Origin of the sequence: Variovorax paradoxus, assembly GCA_016806145.1 — a bacterium.
Classification (GTDB): Bacteria; Pseudomonadota; Gammaproteobacteria; order Burkholderiales; family Burkholderiaceae_C; genus Variovorax.
In genome coordinates, this window is the sequence record CP063166.1 from 1,727,496 (window position 1) to 1,742,966 (window position 15,471).

Genomic DNA, 15,471 nt, shown 5'->3' on the forward strand with positions numbered 1-15,471 from the left:
GAGTGAGCAAGAACCTGCGTAGGCAGGTTCCTACACCCGGGCGGCGAGGCGCGGCCGATACTCTGTCGCTTGCCTCGCACCGGGACATTTCCCTTGAACCTCCCCCTCTTCATCGCCTCTCCTTCCGGCCCGATCTCCGGGCATCGCCATCCACATGCCGCCCCCGCGGCTGGAGCCGCGGCGCGATGAAGAGCTCTCCCGGAGCCCGCAGCTGGATCGCCGCCGGCGTGCGCCATGAACTCCTGACCCGTGCCTTGCCCGCGCTGCGCCACGACATGGCGGCGCCGGTGTCGGTGATCCGCATGGCGCTGCTCATGCTCAAGCGCCAGCTTGCCGCTGAAACCATCGATCGTGCCGTCAGCGAGGAACGCATGGGCCTGGTCGATGGCCAGGTGTCCGAACTGGTCGAAGGCATCCGCTCGTTGCGCGACTGGGAACTGGCGACTACCGACGACGGCATCACGCGCGCCGCGCTCGTGGCGCGCTGCGTCGCGCTGATGCGCGCCGCCTTCGACCTGCATGGCGTGTCGCTCGAGGTGGACGATGCGCTCGGCGCCGGCGAGGATGACAAGCGCTGGCCCGCGGCGGCCGCGCTGCGCTATCTGTTCCTCGGCGCGCTCGGCTACCTGCACGACGGCGCGCCGGAAGCCGGCGCGATCCGCATCGAGGCCGACGGTGCCGAAGGCCTGCGCTTCGCGGCGCTGCCGCGCGAGGCCAGTGCCGCCAATCCGGTGCTCGACGCGCACCGCGCGCCGCGCGCGCTGGCCATCGACGCCATCGCGCTGCAGAGCCTGGCCGAAGACCTCGGCTACCGCATCGCGCTCGAGCGCGACAGCGTGCGCTTCTCGCTCGGCGCGGGCTGAACACGCGGCCGCGCGGGAGCGGCCTTGCGCACGGCCAGCGGCGCGTGCTTCGATTTTTCCGACGATGTCGTCGGGCCCGATACGGGCTTCGCGCTCTTGCGCTGCCGCGTCGCGGCCTGCAGTTCGCGCCGATGCGCCTGCAAAAAATCCAGCAAACGCCGCTCCGCCGCATGCAGCCCGCGCGAGGGTCGCGCGCTGCGGCGCCCCGCGATGCGTTCGAGCAGGGCCGACGCCGCATCGGCCTCGGTGCTCGCGAGCGCGCTGCCCAGCGACAGCACCGCGGGATGCACATAGGCCTTCTTGCAGACCGCGGGCGTGTTGCCGAGCTGGCGCGCCACGGTCGCGAGGATGTCCTTCGCGGTGTAGCGGCTGCCGTCCGAGGCGACCCGGCCCGGCTCGCAGGCCAGCCGCGTGAGCTCGAGCGCCTGCACCGTGCCGTGCCAGGTGCGGAAGTCCTTGGCGGTGAAGCGCTCGCCCTCCAGGCCCTTCTGGCCCTCGACCACCTCGCCGAGGTAGTCGTTGACGTCGGTCGACGAGACGCTGTGCGGCTCGCCGTCCTCGCCCACGTACTGGAACAGCGCCTGTCCCGGCAACTGCTGGCAGCCGCGCACGATCTTCGCCACGCGCGGGTCCTCGAGCGTGGCCTCGTGCATCACGCCGCTCTTGCCGCGGAAGCGCAGCTGCAGCGCCGCGCCCTTTACCGCCGCATGCCGGTTGCGCAGCGTCGTGAGGCCGTAGGAACCGTTGCTGCTCGCGTACTCCTCGTTGCCCACGCGCATCAGCGTGGTGTCGAGCAGCCGCACCAGCGCGGCCAGCACCTGCGCCCGGGCCGGCGCGCCCGTGACCTTGCCGGCCTGCAGGTCGCGCTGCACCCGCGCGCGGATGCGCGGCAGCGCGCGCGCGAAAGCCTCGAGCCGGTCGAACTTGGTCTCGTCCTTCAGCGCGCGCCAGTCGGCGTGGTAGCGGTACTGCTTGCGGCCGCGCGCATCGAGGCCGGTGGCCTGCAGGTGGCCGTTGGGCAGCGGGCAGATCCACACGTCGTCGTAGGCCGGCGGTATCGCCAGCATGCGGATGCGCGAGAGCTCGTCCACGTCGCGCACCCACTGGCCGCGCGCGTCGCGGTAGCGGAACTTCGCGCCGTGCCGCAGGCGCCGGATGCCCGGCATGTCGGGGTTCACGTAGACCAGCCCGTTCGCAATCGGCGTGGGCTTGGACGGAGGCCGTCTCGCGGAGGATGCTGTGTCCGGCATGGTGGTTGCGTGGTGTAGACAAGCCTGTTGTGCCAGCGCCGACAATGCGCGGCTGTAGGACGCCGCGAGCGCCGCCGGTGCGATGGCCGCGCTTGCGTGTCCTGCCCTCATCCTCGAATCCACGGAGTCCCCCATGCCGTCTTCCTCCTCCCTGTGCTTCGCCCGACTCTCGGCACTGGCCGCCGCCGTGCTGCTGGCCGGTGCCGCCAGCGCCGCCACCATGCCGCCCGCGCCCGGCGCCGAAGCCCGCGCCGAACTGCCTGTGAAGGTGAAGGTGTTCGTCGCCGCCATGTTCGAGATCGGCCAGAACACCGGCGACCGCGCGGGCGAGTTTCAGCACTGGTACGAGCGCTACTGGAAGGGCGCGAAGCCGATGGCCGTGCCCGGTGCGCTGCAGCCCGTCTACTGCAATGCCGACGGCGTCTGCGGCGCGGTGCTCGGCATGGGCAAGGTCAATTCCTCGGCCTCGATGCAGGCGATCCTCTTGAACCCGCAGTTCGATTTCTCGCAGGCCTACTACGTGATCTCGGGCGTGGCCGGCACGCCGCCCTCGCGCGGCACTATCGGCGAGGTGAGCTGGGCCACCTGGCTGGTCGACTACGACCTCGGCCACCGCTGGGCGCCCGAGGAGAACCAGCCCGGCGAGCCCACATTCATGCCGCGCAAGGGCTATGAGTCGTACCGCCGCTTCAAGCTCAACCCCGAGCTCGTCGGCTGGGCCATGAAGCTCACGGCCGACACGCCGCTCAAGGATTCGGAATCGGCGCGCGGCTACCGGCTGCGCTATCCCGATGCCGCGGCGCGCCGCGCGCCCTTCGTCGGCACCGGCACCCACATGACGGGCGACACCTTCTTCCACGGCCCCGGCATGTCGAACCAGGCGCAGTACATCGCGAAGCTCTATGGCGCCGACGACTACGTGATCACCGAGATGGAAGCCGCCGCGATCACGCTCGTGATCCAGCGCACCCACGGCACCGACCGCGTGATGAGCCTGCGCGGCGCGGTCAACTTCGACCAGGGCAATCCCAACGAGACCACCTTGCAGCACCTCGACCCCGCGCCCGGCGAAACGGCCGGCGGCTTCGCCGAGACGGCGGAGAACATCGCGCTGGTGGGCACGCGCGTGGTCGACCACATCGTGGCGAACTGGGGGCAGTGGCAGGGCGGCGTGCCGCGGCCCTGAGACATAAGCGGCCGCGCTCAGGGCGCCGGCTGAAGATGCCAGGTCACCGTGAAGTCGAACGGCGTCCAGCGGCTGACCGTCACGCCCGCACGGCGCAGGCCGCGGCCGGTCCAGGTGTTGCAGGTCTCGAACAGGTGGTAGGCGCCGTTGGCTTCGTAGAAGGCGTCCTGGGCGTTGTAGTGCGCGCCCGCGATGGGCGTCGCCTGGCCCGCGGGCAGGGTGCTTCGCACATGCTCGATCAGTCGCAGGTACTGCGGCATCGACAGCGGCAGCCGGAACGCGCCGGCGCCGAACTGGTCGCGCCGCAGGTAGCTCACGTGCAGCAGCGAGCGGTTGCGGCCCGACAGCGCACCCAGCGCGCGTGTGGCCGTGAGGTCGGCCCAGGTCGGCGTGTGCAGGTAGAACTCGCGGTCGCCCCAGCCCAGCGCCACGTAGTCGGCACCGGGCGGCACGGCCGGGAAGTCGGCGAGCGGGAACAGCTTGCGCCAATCGATCAGCGTCGAGCGCACCGGGAACACGTAGTCGGTGTGCACGCCGTTGCTCAGCACCCAGGCCTCGACGTAGGGCGTTTCCGGCGCGCTGGTCTTCGCATGGCTGGGCCAGAACACCAGCGCGAACGCCGTTCCCGCATAAAGCCCGACCAGCGCCACGAGGCCGAGCAACAGCAGCGAGAAGCGGCGCAGCCAGCGTGCGACGAAGGCCATGCCGTCAGAACAGCGAGGCCGTGGCCGACTCGGGCGCGGTGGCCGGGCGCTGCGTGCCGCCGGCCGGTGCCAGCGCCTCGGGGCTGCCCGCGCGCGCCAGTGCGCCCACGCGCACGCCCAAGAGGCGCAGCGGCCGTTCGAGCGGCACGCGCTTCAGGCACAGGCCGCCGGTGCGGCGGATGGTCTTCGCGTCGTCGGTGAAGCGGTCGATGGTCTGGTCGCGCGTGGCGATCTTGAAGTCGTCGTAGCGCAGCTTGATGCCGATGGTCTTGCCCACGTAGCCCTTGCGCCGCAGGTCCTCGGCGACCTTCTCGCACAGCCGCGTGAAGATCTCGCCGAGTTCCGCGCGGTCGCGCACCGCATGCAGGTCGCGCTCGAAGGTGGTCTCGCGGCTCATCGAGACCGGCTCGCTCTCGGTCACCACCGGGCGGTCGTCGCGGCCCCACGCCACCTCGTGCATCCAGACGCCGGTGGACTTGCCGAAGTTGTCGATCAGCCAGCCGCGCTCGCAGGCCGCGAGCTGGCCGATGGTCTCGATGCCCAGGCGCTTGAGCTTCTCGTCGGCCTTGGGCCCGATGCCGTTGACCTTGCGGCAGGGCAGCGGCCAGATGCGGGTCTCGATGTCGTCCTGGTAGACCACCGAGATGCCGTTGGGCTTGTCGAATTCGCTCGCCATCTTGGCGATCAGCTTGTTGGGCGCCACGCCGATCGAGCAGGTCAGGCCGGTGGCCTGGAAGATCGATTTCTGGATCAGCCGCGCCAGCGTGCGCCCGCCCTCGCGCTGGCCGCCGGGCACCTCGGTGAAGTCGATGTAGACCTCGTCCACGCCGCGGTCCTCCATCAGCGGCGCGATGTCGGTGATGATCGACTTGAAGCCGCGCGAGTACTTGCGGATCTCCTCGAAGTCCACCGGCAGCAGGATCGCCTGCGGGCACAGCTTGGCGGCCTTCATGAGCCCCATGGCCGAGCCCACGCCGAACTGCCGCGCCGGGTAGGTGGCGGTGGTGATCACGCCGCGACCCACGTAGTCCTTGAGCCGCGCGAAGGCATCGACCGGAATGTCGGCCAGCGTGCCGCCGGGCGGCAGGCGGCTGATGGCTTCGTCCACGCTGCGCCGGCCGCCGCCGATCACCACCGGCAGTCCCTTGAGCTGCGGATAGCGCAGCAGCTCGACCGACGCGTAGAAGGCGTCCATGTCGAGGTGGGCGATGCGGCGGATCGGGGGGGTGGCGGCGGGCTTGGAACTCACGGTAACGATTGTCTCGCGCTGCGCCGATGTTCGCCCGGGCCGGCGCAGCGTGCAAGAATGCATCGGAATCTCAAGCCCCCACGAGGGCCATGAACACGTTCTAGGAAAGGAATGCGCCATGGGTGACGACGAGGAAGGCGGCCTCTCGGTCGCGCTGACGCCGGTGCAGCTGGCGGCGGTGCTCGGTGGCGAGGACGTGCCCGAGTCGGCGAGCCTCAGCAACCGGCTCTGGGGCACCGCGGCGCTGGTCGGCGGCGTGCTCGAGCTGGTCGGCGCGGGCGTGCTGTGCGTCGCGCCCGAGCCCACCATGGCGAGCAAGGTCGGCTGCGTGGTGCTCGGCGCCCACGGCAGCGACGTCACCGCCACCGCCGCGCGCCAGGTCTGGACCGGCCGCTCGCAGCGCACCGCCACCTCCATGACGGCCGATGCCGCCGCGCAGGCCATGGGCGCCTCGCCCGAGACCGGCGCGCAGGTGGGACTCGCGGTCGATGTCGCGGTGCCGCTGTTCGTGGCCGGCGGCCTCGCCGCATCGCGCGTCATCGCGGTGCGCGCGAGCCGCTTCAAGCTCGAACCCGTGCGCCTCATCGAGCACGAGGGCGTGGCCGGCTCCAAGGCCGGCGGCCACACCATCCGCGAACACGTCGGCAAGTCGGCGCAGGACCTGTTCGGCCGCTTCGCGAAGAAGCCCAGCCTGCAGAAGTCGTCGTCCTTCTTCGACCTCGCCACCGCCGAGTCGGCCATCAGCCAGACGGTGCGCGCCAATGCGCGCGCGATCCGCGCCTGGTCGCGCTCGGCGCAGGTGGGCTCCAAGCCCATGGCGTTCGAGCACGACATCGGCACCGTGGTCGGCATCGGCGTGCAGCGCGGCAGCACGGCCGTGAGCCAGCTCACCAAGGTGCGCGTGACGCTCAACATGCGCGCCTACAACGGCAAGCCCTTCTACATCCTCACCGCCCATCCGTTCTGACAGTCAGCACAACAAGACCCACGATGCGATTCGAACTGATCGACCACTTGACCAAGGTCTATTTCGGCCAGGATGCCGACATCCTCTTCGGCGAGACCGGCGCCGAGATCATGGCCTCGTACCGCGAATCGAGCACCCCGGCCGAACTGGCCGCGCTGCGTGCCGAGATCGCCGACTACCGGGGCTCGCACGACGACGTCGAGGCCGCGTTCGCGCGCGACTTCGAGCGCGACTACCTGCCCGAGGATTTCGGCCGCACGGCGGCGGAGTTCTTCGACCGCGTGCTGGCGGCGGTGCAGTAGCACCCGCGGCTTCGCTCAGGGCGATTCGGTCGCGGGCACGCCGTCGGCCGGGTCGGGCGGCGGGGCCATCTCGCGCATCAGGCGGTCGGCCGCCTCGGGGTCCATCGGCGCCTGCCCGGGTGCCGCCGTCTCGGGCGCGTCGCGCAGCCAGTGCGTGCTGACGGGCCAGGCCATCGCCGCGGCCAGCACCAGCGCGAGCAGCGCGAGATAGGGCGCCAGCGCGAGCGCCACCGCGCGCAGCGGCGGGCGCGGCACGGTCTGCCCGCGCGCGAGCACGAGCGCATAGCCGAAGGGCGGCAGCAGGAAGCCGGCCTGCAGCACCAGCAGCGCGAGCGTCGCGATCCAGGCCGCATCGGGGAGCTGCGCGAGCACCGGCGGCATCACGATCGGCACCACCAGGAAGATCAGCTCGAAGGCATCGAGCACGAAGGCGCAGGCCAGCAGGATGGCGAGCACCGCGCCCAGGCCGAGCATCGGATGGCCCTGCAGCGCGAGCATCAGCCGCATGACCAGCGCATCGGTGCCGAAGCCGCGCAGCAGCAGCGAGAAGGTGGTGGCCGCGACCAGCAGCGCATAGAGCGCGCCGGTCAGCGCCATCGCGTCGTCGAGCACCTGGCGCAGCAGCTCCGCGCGCAGCATCTGGCCCGAGACCAGTCCCCAGCCCAGCAGCAGCATGCAGGCGGTGGCGGCGCCTTCGACCGGCCGCACGCGGCCGAGCGCGATCAGCACCAGCAGCGAGCCGATCACGGGCGGCACGATCGACAGTGTCCAGCGCTGCGCGCGCGTGAGCGGCTCGCGCGTGGCGGGCGTGGCCGGCACGGCGGGGCGAGCGCGGCGCGCGCTCCAGGCGGCGATCGCGAGCCAGCCGACGAACAGCGCCGCGGCCGGCAGCAGCGCGGCCTGCAGGATGTCCTGCGTGTTGACGATGCGTTCGGCCGCGGCGCCCGGCAGGCCCAGGCCGCGCGCCATGTTCACGCCCTCGGTGTGGGCACGCAGCATCGCGTCGGCGAGCAGCAGCAGGACCAGCGAGGGCGGCACGATCACGCCGAGCGTGCCGGTCACCGCCACCAGCGCCGTGCGGCGCGGGGCCGACAGTCCTTCGCGCGCCCAGCTCTCGCCCGCGGTGCGCGCCAGCGTGAGCAGGCTCGCGCCGACCGAGCCGTTCATCGGCGCCAGCAACAGGCCGAGCGCCATGCCCGCGATCTCGGCCGCCGCGCGCGGCGCGATGCGCGCGAGCAGGCGGCGCAGGCCCTCGTACAGGTGCTGCGCGAGCGCGAGCCGGTTGAGCAGCGCGCCCACCAGTGCATAGAGCGCGAGCGCCTGCAGCAGGTCGTGCTCGAGCAGGCCGACGATGCGCCACGGCAGGTTCTGCAGCAGCGCCATGTCGAAGGCGCCGAGCGCGAGGCCCGCCACCGCGCCGAGCGTGGACACGCCGAGCAGCACCGCGTAGGTGGGCCAGCCCGTGCTCATCATCAGCGCGAGCGCCACCGCGAGCAGCGCGAGACCGAGCCAGCCGCTGCCGGCGCTCATCGCGCGCGCCTCCAAGGCCAGGCCTGCCAGAGCTCGAGCGCCGCCTGCAGCGCGAGCAGCACGGCGAGCAGCAGCAGCGCGATCTTGACCATGAAGTAGCCCGCGTTGAAGGTGTCGGGAAAGCGCTCGAGCGCCGCCACCGAGCCCAGCACCGGCCGCGCCGACACGGCCACCAGGAACAGCGCCCACGGCAGCACGCACAGCGCGGCACCGGCGCGGCGCCAGCGCGCGGGGCTGCCCGCGGCGAGGTCGGGCCGCGCCACCAGGTGCGCGCCGCGCCGCCCGCGTGCCGCAGCGCCACCGCCACGTAGAGCGCGAACAGCCACTGCGCGAGGTCGTTGGCCTGCGTCGGTCCGAAGCCGGCCCCGGCGAGATCGCGCAGCGGCCACTGCAGGAACAGCAGCAGCGCGATCGCCAGCGCCAGCGGCATCGCCAGCCAGTCGAGGCGGTCGAGCAGACGGGTGGCGAGGCAGGCGTCGGGCGGCGTCATGGCGAGCGACGCTAGTTCCCGAACCTGACCAGCACCTGCGGCGTGGCGGGGCAATGCTTGCGCCGCCCCACGGCCCGGGCCATCATCCGCCCCATGCAAACCGTCGCTTCCATCCTCTGGCGCAGGCTCGACGTTCCGGGCCACGATGCCTGCCGTCTCGAACGCAATGCCAGCGCCTGGCAGCTCGACGGCGCCTCGGCCTTCCGCGCCGAGGACGGCCGCGTGGCGCAGCTGCACTACCGCGTGCGCTGCGACCTGCACTGGCATGCGCAGTGGGGCACGGTGCGCGGCTGGCTCGGCGACAGCACGGTCGACCTCTCGATCACGCGCGACGCGCAGGGCCGCTGGAAGCTCAACGACGAGCCGGTGCCCGATCTCTCGCACTGCGTCGACCTCGACCTGGGCTTCACGCCCGCGACCAACCTGCTGCAGCTGCGCCGCCTCAGCCTGTCGGACGGCGAGGGCGCCGACGCGCCCGCGGCCTGGATCGACCTCGACGGCGGCAGCCTCGGCGAGCTGATGCAGCGCTACGAGCGCCGCGGCGACAACGCCTACCGTTACGTGGCGAAGCGCTTCGACTACGAGGCGGTGCTCGGCGTCACGGCCGACGGCTTCGTGCACGACTATCCGGGGCTCTGGGTCGCCGAAACCTGAGTGCCCCGCCGGCCGCGCGATGCGGCCTCAATCGAACTGCGAGCGATCCCCCGCCACCAGCGCCCGGTTGCGCCGCCGGTCCAGCGCGATCTCGCGCGCGAAGTCCTCGCTGCTGCCGCCGGCCGGCAGGTTGTAGGCCTCGCGCAGCCGAAGCCGCAGCGTCTCGCCGCGCAGCAGGCGCTGGATCTCGGCGTTGAGCCGCTGCACCACGGGCTGCGGCGTGTGCGCCGGCGCGAACAGGCCGAACAGCGAATCGCGGTTGGCGCGTTCGTAGCCGAGCTCGGCGAGCGTGGGCACATCGGGCAGGGCCTCGATGCGGCGCGGCGCGCCGACCGCGAGCGCCTGGAAGCGGCCGTTCTCGATGTACTGCAGCTGCTGCGCCGCGACGTTGGTCGACAGCACCTCGAACTGGCCGCTCAGCGCGTCGTTGAGCTGCGGGCCGCCGCCCTGGTAGGGGATGTGCGTGATGTCGGTGCGGCTCTGCACCCGCACCTGCGCGAGCACCAGGTGGCCGATGGTGGCCACGCCCGAGCTGGCCCAGCGCACCGCGCCCGGCTGGGCGCGCGCCTGCGCGATCAGGTCGCCGAAGCCGCGGCCGGTGAAGGCCTGGGTGCCGACCACCAGCACCGGCGTGCGCATCAGGCTGGCCACCGGCACGAAGGCGCGCAGCGGGTCGTAGGCCACGCGCGCGAGCAGCGGATGCAAGGTGAGCGGGCTGATGGCCGAGAAGGCCAGCGTGTGGCCGTCGGGCGCGGCGCGCGCGAGCGCGTCCATGCCCACGCTGCCGCCGGCGCCGGGCCGGTTCTCGATCAGCACCGGCACGCCGAGCGACTGCGCCAGCGGCTCGGCCAGCACGCGCGCCATGCCGTCGCTGACGCCGCCCGGCGGGTAGACCACGATCAGCCGCACCGGCCGGCTGGGCCAGGTCGGTGCCGCGCCGGCGCGCGACACGCCCAGCGCGGCAAGGCCGACGAAGGACGCGCCCGCGCCGAGCAGCACGCGGCGATGCAAAGGCCGCGTCATGGCCGGCCCTTCGCGTCGCCGGCCGCGAGGCCGCGCAGCAGCGCGGCGAAGCGGCGCGCGGGCAGGTTGTCCTCGTCGGCGCGCGACACCAGCGTGAGCGGCGCGTCGAGCGCGCCGCCGTCGGCCAGCGGCGCATAGGCGATCGCATGCGCGTGCACGCCGGTCATCGAGGCCGGCACCACCGACAGCCCGACACCCGCGGCCACGAGGTTGAGGTTGGTCATCATGCGTTCGACCTCGGCCACCACGCGCGGGCGCAGGCCCTTGGCATGGCACAGCGCGAGCAGCTCGGCATAGAGGCCGGGTGCGCCGGGGCGCCGCACCAGGATCAGGTCTTCCTCGCAGAGCTTCGCGAGCGGCAGCGGGCGGGAAGCCGCGCGCTGGCTGCGCGCGGTGGCGAAGCGGTGGTCGCTGGGCATCGCCACCAGCACCGGCTCGCGCAGCAGGGTCTCGAACGCCAGGCCCGCGGGGCGGTCGACCGGCACGCGCAGCAGGCCGCAATGCACGCGGCCCGCGGCCAGCGCCTCGGTGATCTCGGCGGCATTGTTCTCGCTGAGCTGCAGCTCGACGTCGGGGTACTCGCGCCTGAACGCACGCAAGGCTTCGGGCACGAAGCGGTGCGCGGCGGCCGAACTGGTGAAGCCCACGGCCAGGCTGCCGGCCTGGCCGCTGGCCACGCGCGCCATGCGCTGCCGCATCGCGTCCATGTCCTGCAGCATGCGCAGCGCCTCGGCCTGGAACTGGCGGCCGGCGTCGGTCAGCGTCACGCCGCGCGGATGGCGCTTGAACAGCAGCACGCCGAGCTCGCGTTCCAGCGCCTTGATGGCCTGGCTCAGCGGCGGCTGCTGGATGCCCAGGCGCTCGGCGGCGCGCGTCATGTGGCCGGTCTCGGCGACGGCCACGAAGTAGCGCAGCGGTCTTATCTCCATATTTTTTTCATATCGAAAGTGCCTTGTTATTTTATTTGACCCTAGGTCAGGCTGCTTCTATCGTCCGGCCGCCCCTTCGAGCCGATGCGTTTTCCTGGCACGGCCGCAGGGCAACTTTCAATGAACGGCCCCGCGAGGCCGTGTTCCGGAGACAAAGACCATGCGCCCACACCGCTTACAGCGCCCCTTGCCCAATTCCGTGCCGACCCGACTCGGCCTTCCCTCCATGCTGCGCGCCGGTGCCACCGCGCTGGGCCTGTCGCTGATCCTGGCCGCCTGCGGTGGCGGCGGAGGAGGGGGCGGCGGCTTTCCGTTCCTGCCCGTCAACCCGCCCGCGAATGGTGGCGATGGCGGCAACCCGCCCGTGGAGCCGCCGCCGCCCGCGCAGATCGCGAAGGCCTGCGCCGAGCTCGCCGGCATGACCCTGGCTGCCGCGCAGATCAGCCTGCCCACGCAGGGCGCCACCGTGACCAGCGCCACGCCGGTGGCCGCGGGCGAGGCCGGCAACAGCTACGGCGACTACTGCCGCGTGCGCGGCACCATCCAGCCGGTGGACCCGAACTCGCAGCTGATCAACTTCGCGCTGAACCTGCCCGAGAAGTGGAACCAGAAGACCATCCACTTCGGCGGCGGCGGCTTCGACGGGGTGCTGATCGACGGCACCGAGCAGATCCGCTTCGGCCCGCGGGACAAGCCCGCGCCGCTCGCGCTGGGCTATGCCACCTACGGTGACGACTCGGGCCACCAGGCCAGCAGCATCACCGACGGCCGCTTCGCCGCCAACGACGAGCAGCTCGCCAACTACGGCGGCCAGTCGCTCAAGAAGACGCGCGACGTGGCGCAGGCGCTGGTGCTCGCGCGCTACGGCAGCAAGCCGAAGAAGGCCTACTTCCTCGGCACCTCGACCGGCGGGCGCGATGCGCTGAGCTACATCCAGCGCTGGCCGCTCGACTACGACGGCGTGATCGCCAACGAGCCCGCGCTCAACTACACGGGCACGCGGCTGTCGAACGTGGCCGTGGGCCGCGCGCTCTACAACAACAACGGCGCGGGCTGGCTGACCAAGAAGAAGACGCTGCTGGTGCAGGACACGGTGAAGCAGCGCTGCGACAAGCTCGACGGCGCTGTCGACAACATCGTGAGCAATGTCGAGAGTTGCCGCCAGCTCAACGCGCAGATCCTCTCGGACCTGCTCTGCCCCGGTGGCACCGATACCGGCGACACCTGCCTGTCGAAGGCACAGATCGACACGGTGAAGGCCATCGAATCACCGCTCGAGTTCAGCCGCTACGCCCTGGCCAACGGCGTCAAGCGCGCGGGTGGCTACAACCTGCTGGAAGGCACGCTGGTCGCGGGCCCCTACACCACGCGCGACCTGGGCACGGACAACCAGCCCGACAACCCTGCCGGCACGAACGATGCCAACATGTACGTGACGGGCGACCAGTGGGTCAAGTTCTTCGTCACGCGCATCACCGACTTCGATACCCTGACCTTCGATCCGCTCAATCCCGGTGCATACACGGCGCGCGTGACCGAGGTCTCGAACCTCACCGATGCCACCAACCCCGACCTGTCGCCGTTCTTCGGGCATGGCGGCAAGCTGATCATGCTGCACGGCCTGGCCGACGAGGTGATCAGCAACAACTCGACCATCGACTACTACAAGCAGATGATCGCCACCATGGGCCAGACCATGGTCGACCAGAACGTGCGCTTCTACACCGTGCCCGGCATGGGCCACGGCACGGGCGTGTTCATTCCCAACTGGGATTCGCTCGCGGCACTCGAAGGCTGGGTCGAGGGCGGGCTGGCCCCGGCCACCGCCGTGGCGGTCGATGCGGTGCCTGCCACCTACGGCCGCACGCGTCCTCTGTGCCAGTACCCGAGCTGGCCCAAGTACGGCGGCAGCGGCAGCCTCGATGCGGCGATCAACTACAGCTGCGTGACGGAAGCCGGCAATCCGCTGGCCTGTCAGAACCTGCCGGCAGCCGTCACCACCTACAAGGGCGGCAACAGCTTCGGCGAGGAACTCAGCGTGCGGATCGATCCGGCCACGATGGCCTACACCGTGACCATCGATGCGAGCGTGCAGCGCAAGGACCCCGCCCCCAGTAGCGGCAAGCTGGTGTCGCAGGGGCTTTGCAGCTACACCAGCGACGAGGCGGGTGCCGTGTTCACGTTCGCGCCGGGCGGTGTGCTGCAGGGGGGCGTAAAGGCACCGGTCGGCGCCAGTTTTGCGCCGCTGCTCGCGTTCCAGAACACCTTCGACAACGTGCTCGACCCCACGGAGTTCAAGCCGGTCTCGGACATCTTCAACACGGTGGGCGTGCAACAGGGCGCGAGCGGTGCGAAGGTCTATGCAGGGGCCGTGCGCCTGCGCGATGCGGGTTCCTTCCAGTACTGCCGCAGCGCGGCGGGTGACGCCGGCAGTTTCATGATCTACAACGCCTCCTGCACGAACACCGAGAAGGGCTACATCACCTACGACGCCACGCACAAGGCATTCAACGTGTTCACCACCACCAGCACCGCCACCAGCGGAGGCGATCGCACCGGCTCGATGGTGATCGGCCTGGTGAATGGCGCGGCGGTGCCGCTGCACCTGGTGCGCGCATCGACCGACAATTTCGGCATGCGCTTCTACGCGCTGCAACCGAATGATGGCGAGGCACTGCCTCTTGGCACGGCGGACGGCAGCTACGCCATGTCGAGCGTGTCGGGCCTGAACAGTGCGGCCACGGCGACCGGCACGGACTTCAATCTGGCGGGCACTGCGGCGACACTTGCCTATAACAAGCCATTGCGCGGCGTGGTCGAATCCAGCGCCGGAACACCGGACCACTTCATCTTCAACAGCGGCGTCATCGGCTACGTGTCCGGCGCGGGCACGAGCGCGGGGCTGCAATTCGGAGTTCGCAATTGACGAAGAAGTCCTCTCGCACGTTGGCCTGGACGGCACGCCTCGTGTCGACGGCGCTCGCGAGCCTCGCTGCGTCGAGCGTTCTCGCACCCACCGCCCTCGCAGCGCCTGCCGGGCCCAGGGCGACCGCGTGTCCGACATCGGTGCCGCAGGACGCCCGCTGCTACACCGGCGCCGACGGCACCGGCGCGCTCTACTGGATCGCGATCCCCAAGGACTGGAACCGCGGCGTGCTCGTGATGCACGCGCACGGCGGTCCTGAAACCGGGCCCCCCAAGCTCGAGCGCAGCGAGGAGGACCTCAAGCGCTGGGCCGTGACCGTGAAGGCCGGCTATGCCTGGGCCGGTTCCACCTACCGGCGCGGCGGCTACGGCGTGACCATGGCGGCCGAAGACACCGAGCGCCTGCGCCAGCTCTTCGTGCGCCAGTTCGGCGAGCCGCGCCGCACCCTGCTGCATGGCCAGAGCTATGGTGCGGGCGTGGCGGCGAAGGCGGCCGAGCTCTATGCGCCGGCCGGCGGTGCCAAGGGTCCCTACGACGGCCTGCTGCTGACCAGCGGCGTGCTCGGCGGCGGCAACAGCGCCTACGACTTCCGGCTCGACCTGCGCGTGGTCTACCAGTACGTCTGCCGCAACCATCCGAAGCCCGACGAGCCGCAGTACCCGCTGTGGCAGGGCCTGCCGCTCGATGCGAAGCTCACGCGCAAGGAACTGGCCGAGCGCGTGCGCGAGTGCACCGGCGTGGGCCTGCCCGCGGCGCAGCGCACGCCCGAGCAGGCCGCGCGGCTCAAGACCCTCCTCACCGCGGTGAAGATCCCCGAGCGCTCGCTGGTCGGCCACCTGAACTGGGCCACCTGGCTGTTCCAGGACCTGACGCAGCTGCGGCTGCAGGGCCGCAATCCCTTCGGCAACGTCGGCGTGAGCTACGCCGCGGCGCCGGCCGAGGCCGCCGCGCTCAATGCCGGCGTGCTGCGCTACGCGGCCGATCCGCAGGCCAAGGGCGCGCTCGCGGCCGACAGCCAGCCCACGGGCCGCACCGCGCTGCCCACCGTGGGGCTGCATGCCATCGACGACCCGACCGCCTTCGTCGAGCTCGAGAACGCCTACCGCCGCATCCGCGACGCGGCCGGCACCGGCGACCTGCTGGTGCAGAGCTTCAGCGACGAGCGCGAGCACAGCTACCTCAGCGATTCGGAATACCCGGCGCTGTTCGCCGCGCTGCTCGACTGGATCGACAAGGGCGAGAAGCCCACGCCCGCGAGCCTCGCGCAGCGCTGCGCCGCGCTGATGCCGCGCTACGACACCGACGGCAAGAACGGCTGCCACATCCAGCCGGCCTGGCAGCCGCCGCCGCTCGAGCAGCGCGTGCCGGCGCGCGCGCCCTGACCCTCTTTTCGCATTC

General features: G+C 71.3%; 13 protein-coding genes and 1 pseudogene. 7 read left to right on the forward strand and 7 right to left on the reverse strand.

All coding sequences use genetic code 11. From position 1 onward, the window contains the following. Positions 1 to 185: 185 nt before the first annotated feature. Positions 186 to 863 carry a hypothetical protein gene (locus tag INQ48_07900; GenBank protein QRF59142.1) on the forward strand — a complete coding sequence of 226 codons (678 nt, stop codon included), beginning with the start codon at positions 186 to 188 and terminating at the stop codon, positions 861 to 863. Here INQ48_07900 and INQ48_07905 read toward each other — a convergent pair. Next, positions 809 to 2,029, reverse strand: a complete 1,221-nt coding sequence (locus INQ48_07905; GenBank protein QRF60654.1) for a DNA topoisomerase IB — start codon at positions 2,027 to 2,029, stop codon at positions 809 to 811. The genes INQ48_07900 and INQ48_07905 overlap by 55 nt on opposite strands. 217 nt (positions 2,030 to 2,246) lie before the next feature. Here INQ48_07905 and INQ48_07910 point away from each other — a divergent pair, with 217 nt between their 5' ends. Further along, the gene (locus INQ48_07910) at positions 2,247 to 3,299 is read left to right on the forward strand and encodes a purine nucleoside permease (GenBank protein ID QRF59143.1); all 1,053 of its coding nucleotides are present in this window, start codon (positions 2,247 to 2,249) and stop codon (positions 3,297 to 3,299) included. A gap of 17 nt (positions 3,300 to 3,316) precedes the next feature. On the opposite strand, the gene INQ48_07915 is transcribed toward INQ48_07910, so the two are convergent. Continuing rightward, complete coding sequence (locus INQ48_07915) at positions 3,317 to 4,003, reverse strand: TIGR02117 family protein (protein ID QRF59144.1); 687 nt, start codon at positions 4,001 to 4,003, stop codon at positions 3,317 to 3,319. Between the two features lie 4 nt (positions 4,004 to 4,007). Next, positions 4,008 to 5,315 carry a DNA polymerase IV gene (locus tag INQ48_07920; GenBank protein ID QRF59145.1) on the reverse strand — a complete coding sequence of 436 codons (1,308 nt, stop codon included), beginning with the start codon at positions 5,313 to 5,315 and terminating at the stop codon, positions 4,008 to 4,010. Positions 5,316 to 5,370: 55 nt separating this feature from the next. On the opposite strand from INQ48_07920, the gene INQ48_07925 reads away from it, so the two are divergent. Continuing rightward, positions 5,371 to 6,219 (forward strand): hypothetical protein, encoded by an 849-nt coding sequence (locus INQ48_07925; GenBank protein QRF59146.1) that lies wholly within the window; start codon positions 5,371 to 5,373, stop codon positions 6,217 to 6,219. 23 nt (positions 6,220 to 6,242) lie between these two features. Beyond that, positions 6,243 to 6,521: a hypothetical protein gene (locus INQ48_07930; protein QRF59147.1), complete on the forward strand. Its 279-nt coding sequence runs from the start codon at positions 6,243 to 6,245 to the stop codon at positions 6,519 to 6,521. Positions 6,522 to 6,536: 15 nt separating this feature from the next. On the opposite strand, the gene INQ48_07935 is transcribed toward INQ48_07930, so the two are convergent. Then, a complete protein-coding gene (locus tag INQ48_07935) occupies positions 6,537 to 8,051 on the reverse strand; it encodes a TRAP transporter large permease subunit (protein ID QRF59148.1) in 1,515 nt (504 codons plus the stop codon). Continuing rightward, a pseudogene (locus INQ48_07940) lies at positions 8,048 to 8,541 on the reverse strand (TRAP transporter small permease subunit). Before INQ48_07940 ends, INQ48_07935 begins: the two are co-directional and overlap by 4 nt. Positions 8,542 to 8,634: 93 nt before the next feature. On the opposite strand from INQ48_07940, the gene INQ48_07945 reads away from it, so the two are divergent. Continuing rightward, positions 8,635 to 9,195, forward strand: coding sequence for a putative glycolipid-binding domain-containing protein (locus INQ48_07945; protein QRF59149.1), 561 nt, complete (start codon positions 8,635 to 8,637; stop codon positions 9,193 to 9,195). Between the two features lie 27 nt (positions 9,196 to 9,222). Here the strand turns inward: INQ48_07945 and INQ48_07950 are convergent, their stop codons facing one another. Together INQ48_07950 and INQ48_07955 are read right to left on the reverse strand one after the other, a co-directional pair. Then, positions 9,223 to 10,218 (reverse strand): tripartite tricarboxylate transporter substrate binding protein, encoded by a 996-nt coding sequence (locus INQ48_07950; GenBank protein QRF59150.1) that lies wholly within the window; start codon positions 10,216 to 10,218, stop codon positions 9,223 to 9,225. Next, a complete protein-coding gene (locus INQ48_07955) occupies positions 10,215 to 11,147 on the reverse strand; it encodes a LysR family transcriptional regulator (protein ID QRF59151.1) in 933 nt (310 codons plus the stop codon). Before INQ48_07955 ends, INQ48_07950 begins: the two co-directional genes overlap by 4 nt. Positions 11,148 to 11,373: 226 nt before the next feature. Here INQ48_07955 and INQ48_07960 point away from each other — a divergent pair, with 226 nt between their 5' ends. Together INQ48_07960 and INQ48_07965 are read left to right on the forward strand one after the other, a co-directional pair. After that, entirely contained in the window at positions 11,374 to 14,073 is a 2,700-nt protein-coding gene (locus INQ48_07960; GenBank protein QRF59152.1) for a tannase/feruloyl esterase family alpha/beta hydrolase, read from the forward strand. A gap of 41 nt (positions 14,074 to 14,114) precedes the next feature. Further along, positions 14,115 to 15,455, forward strand: a complete 1,341-nt coding sequence (locus INQ48_07965) for a hypothetical protein (GenBank protein QRF60655.1) — start codon at positions 14,115 to 14,117, stop codon at positions 15,453 to 15,455. Positions 15,456 to 15,471 lie beyond the last annotated feature (16 nt).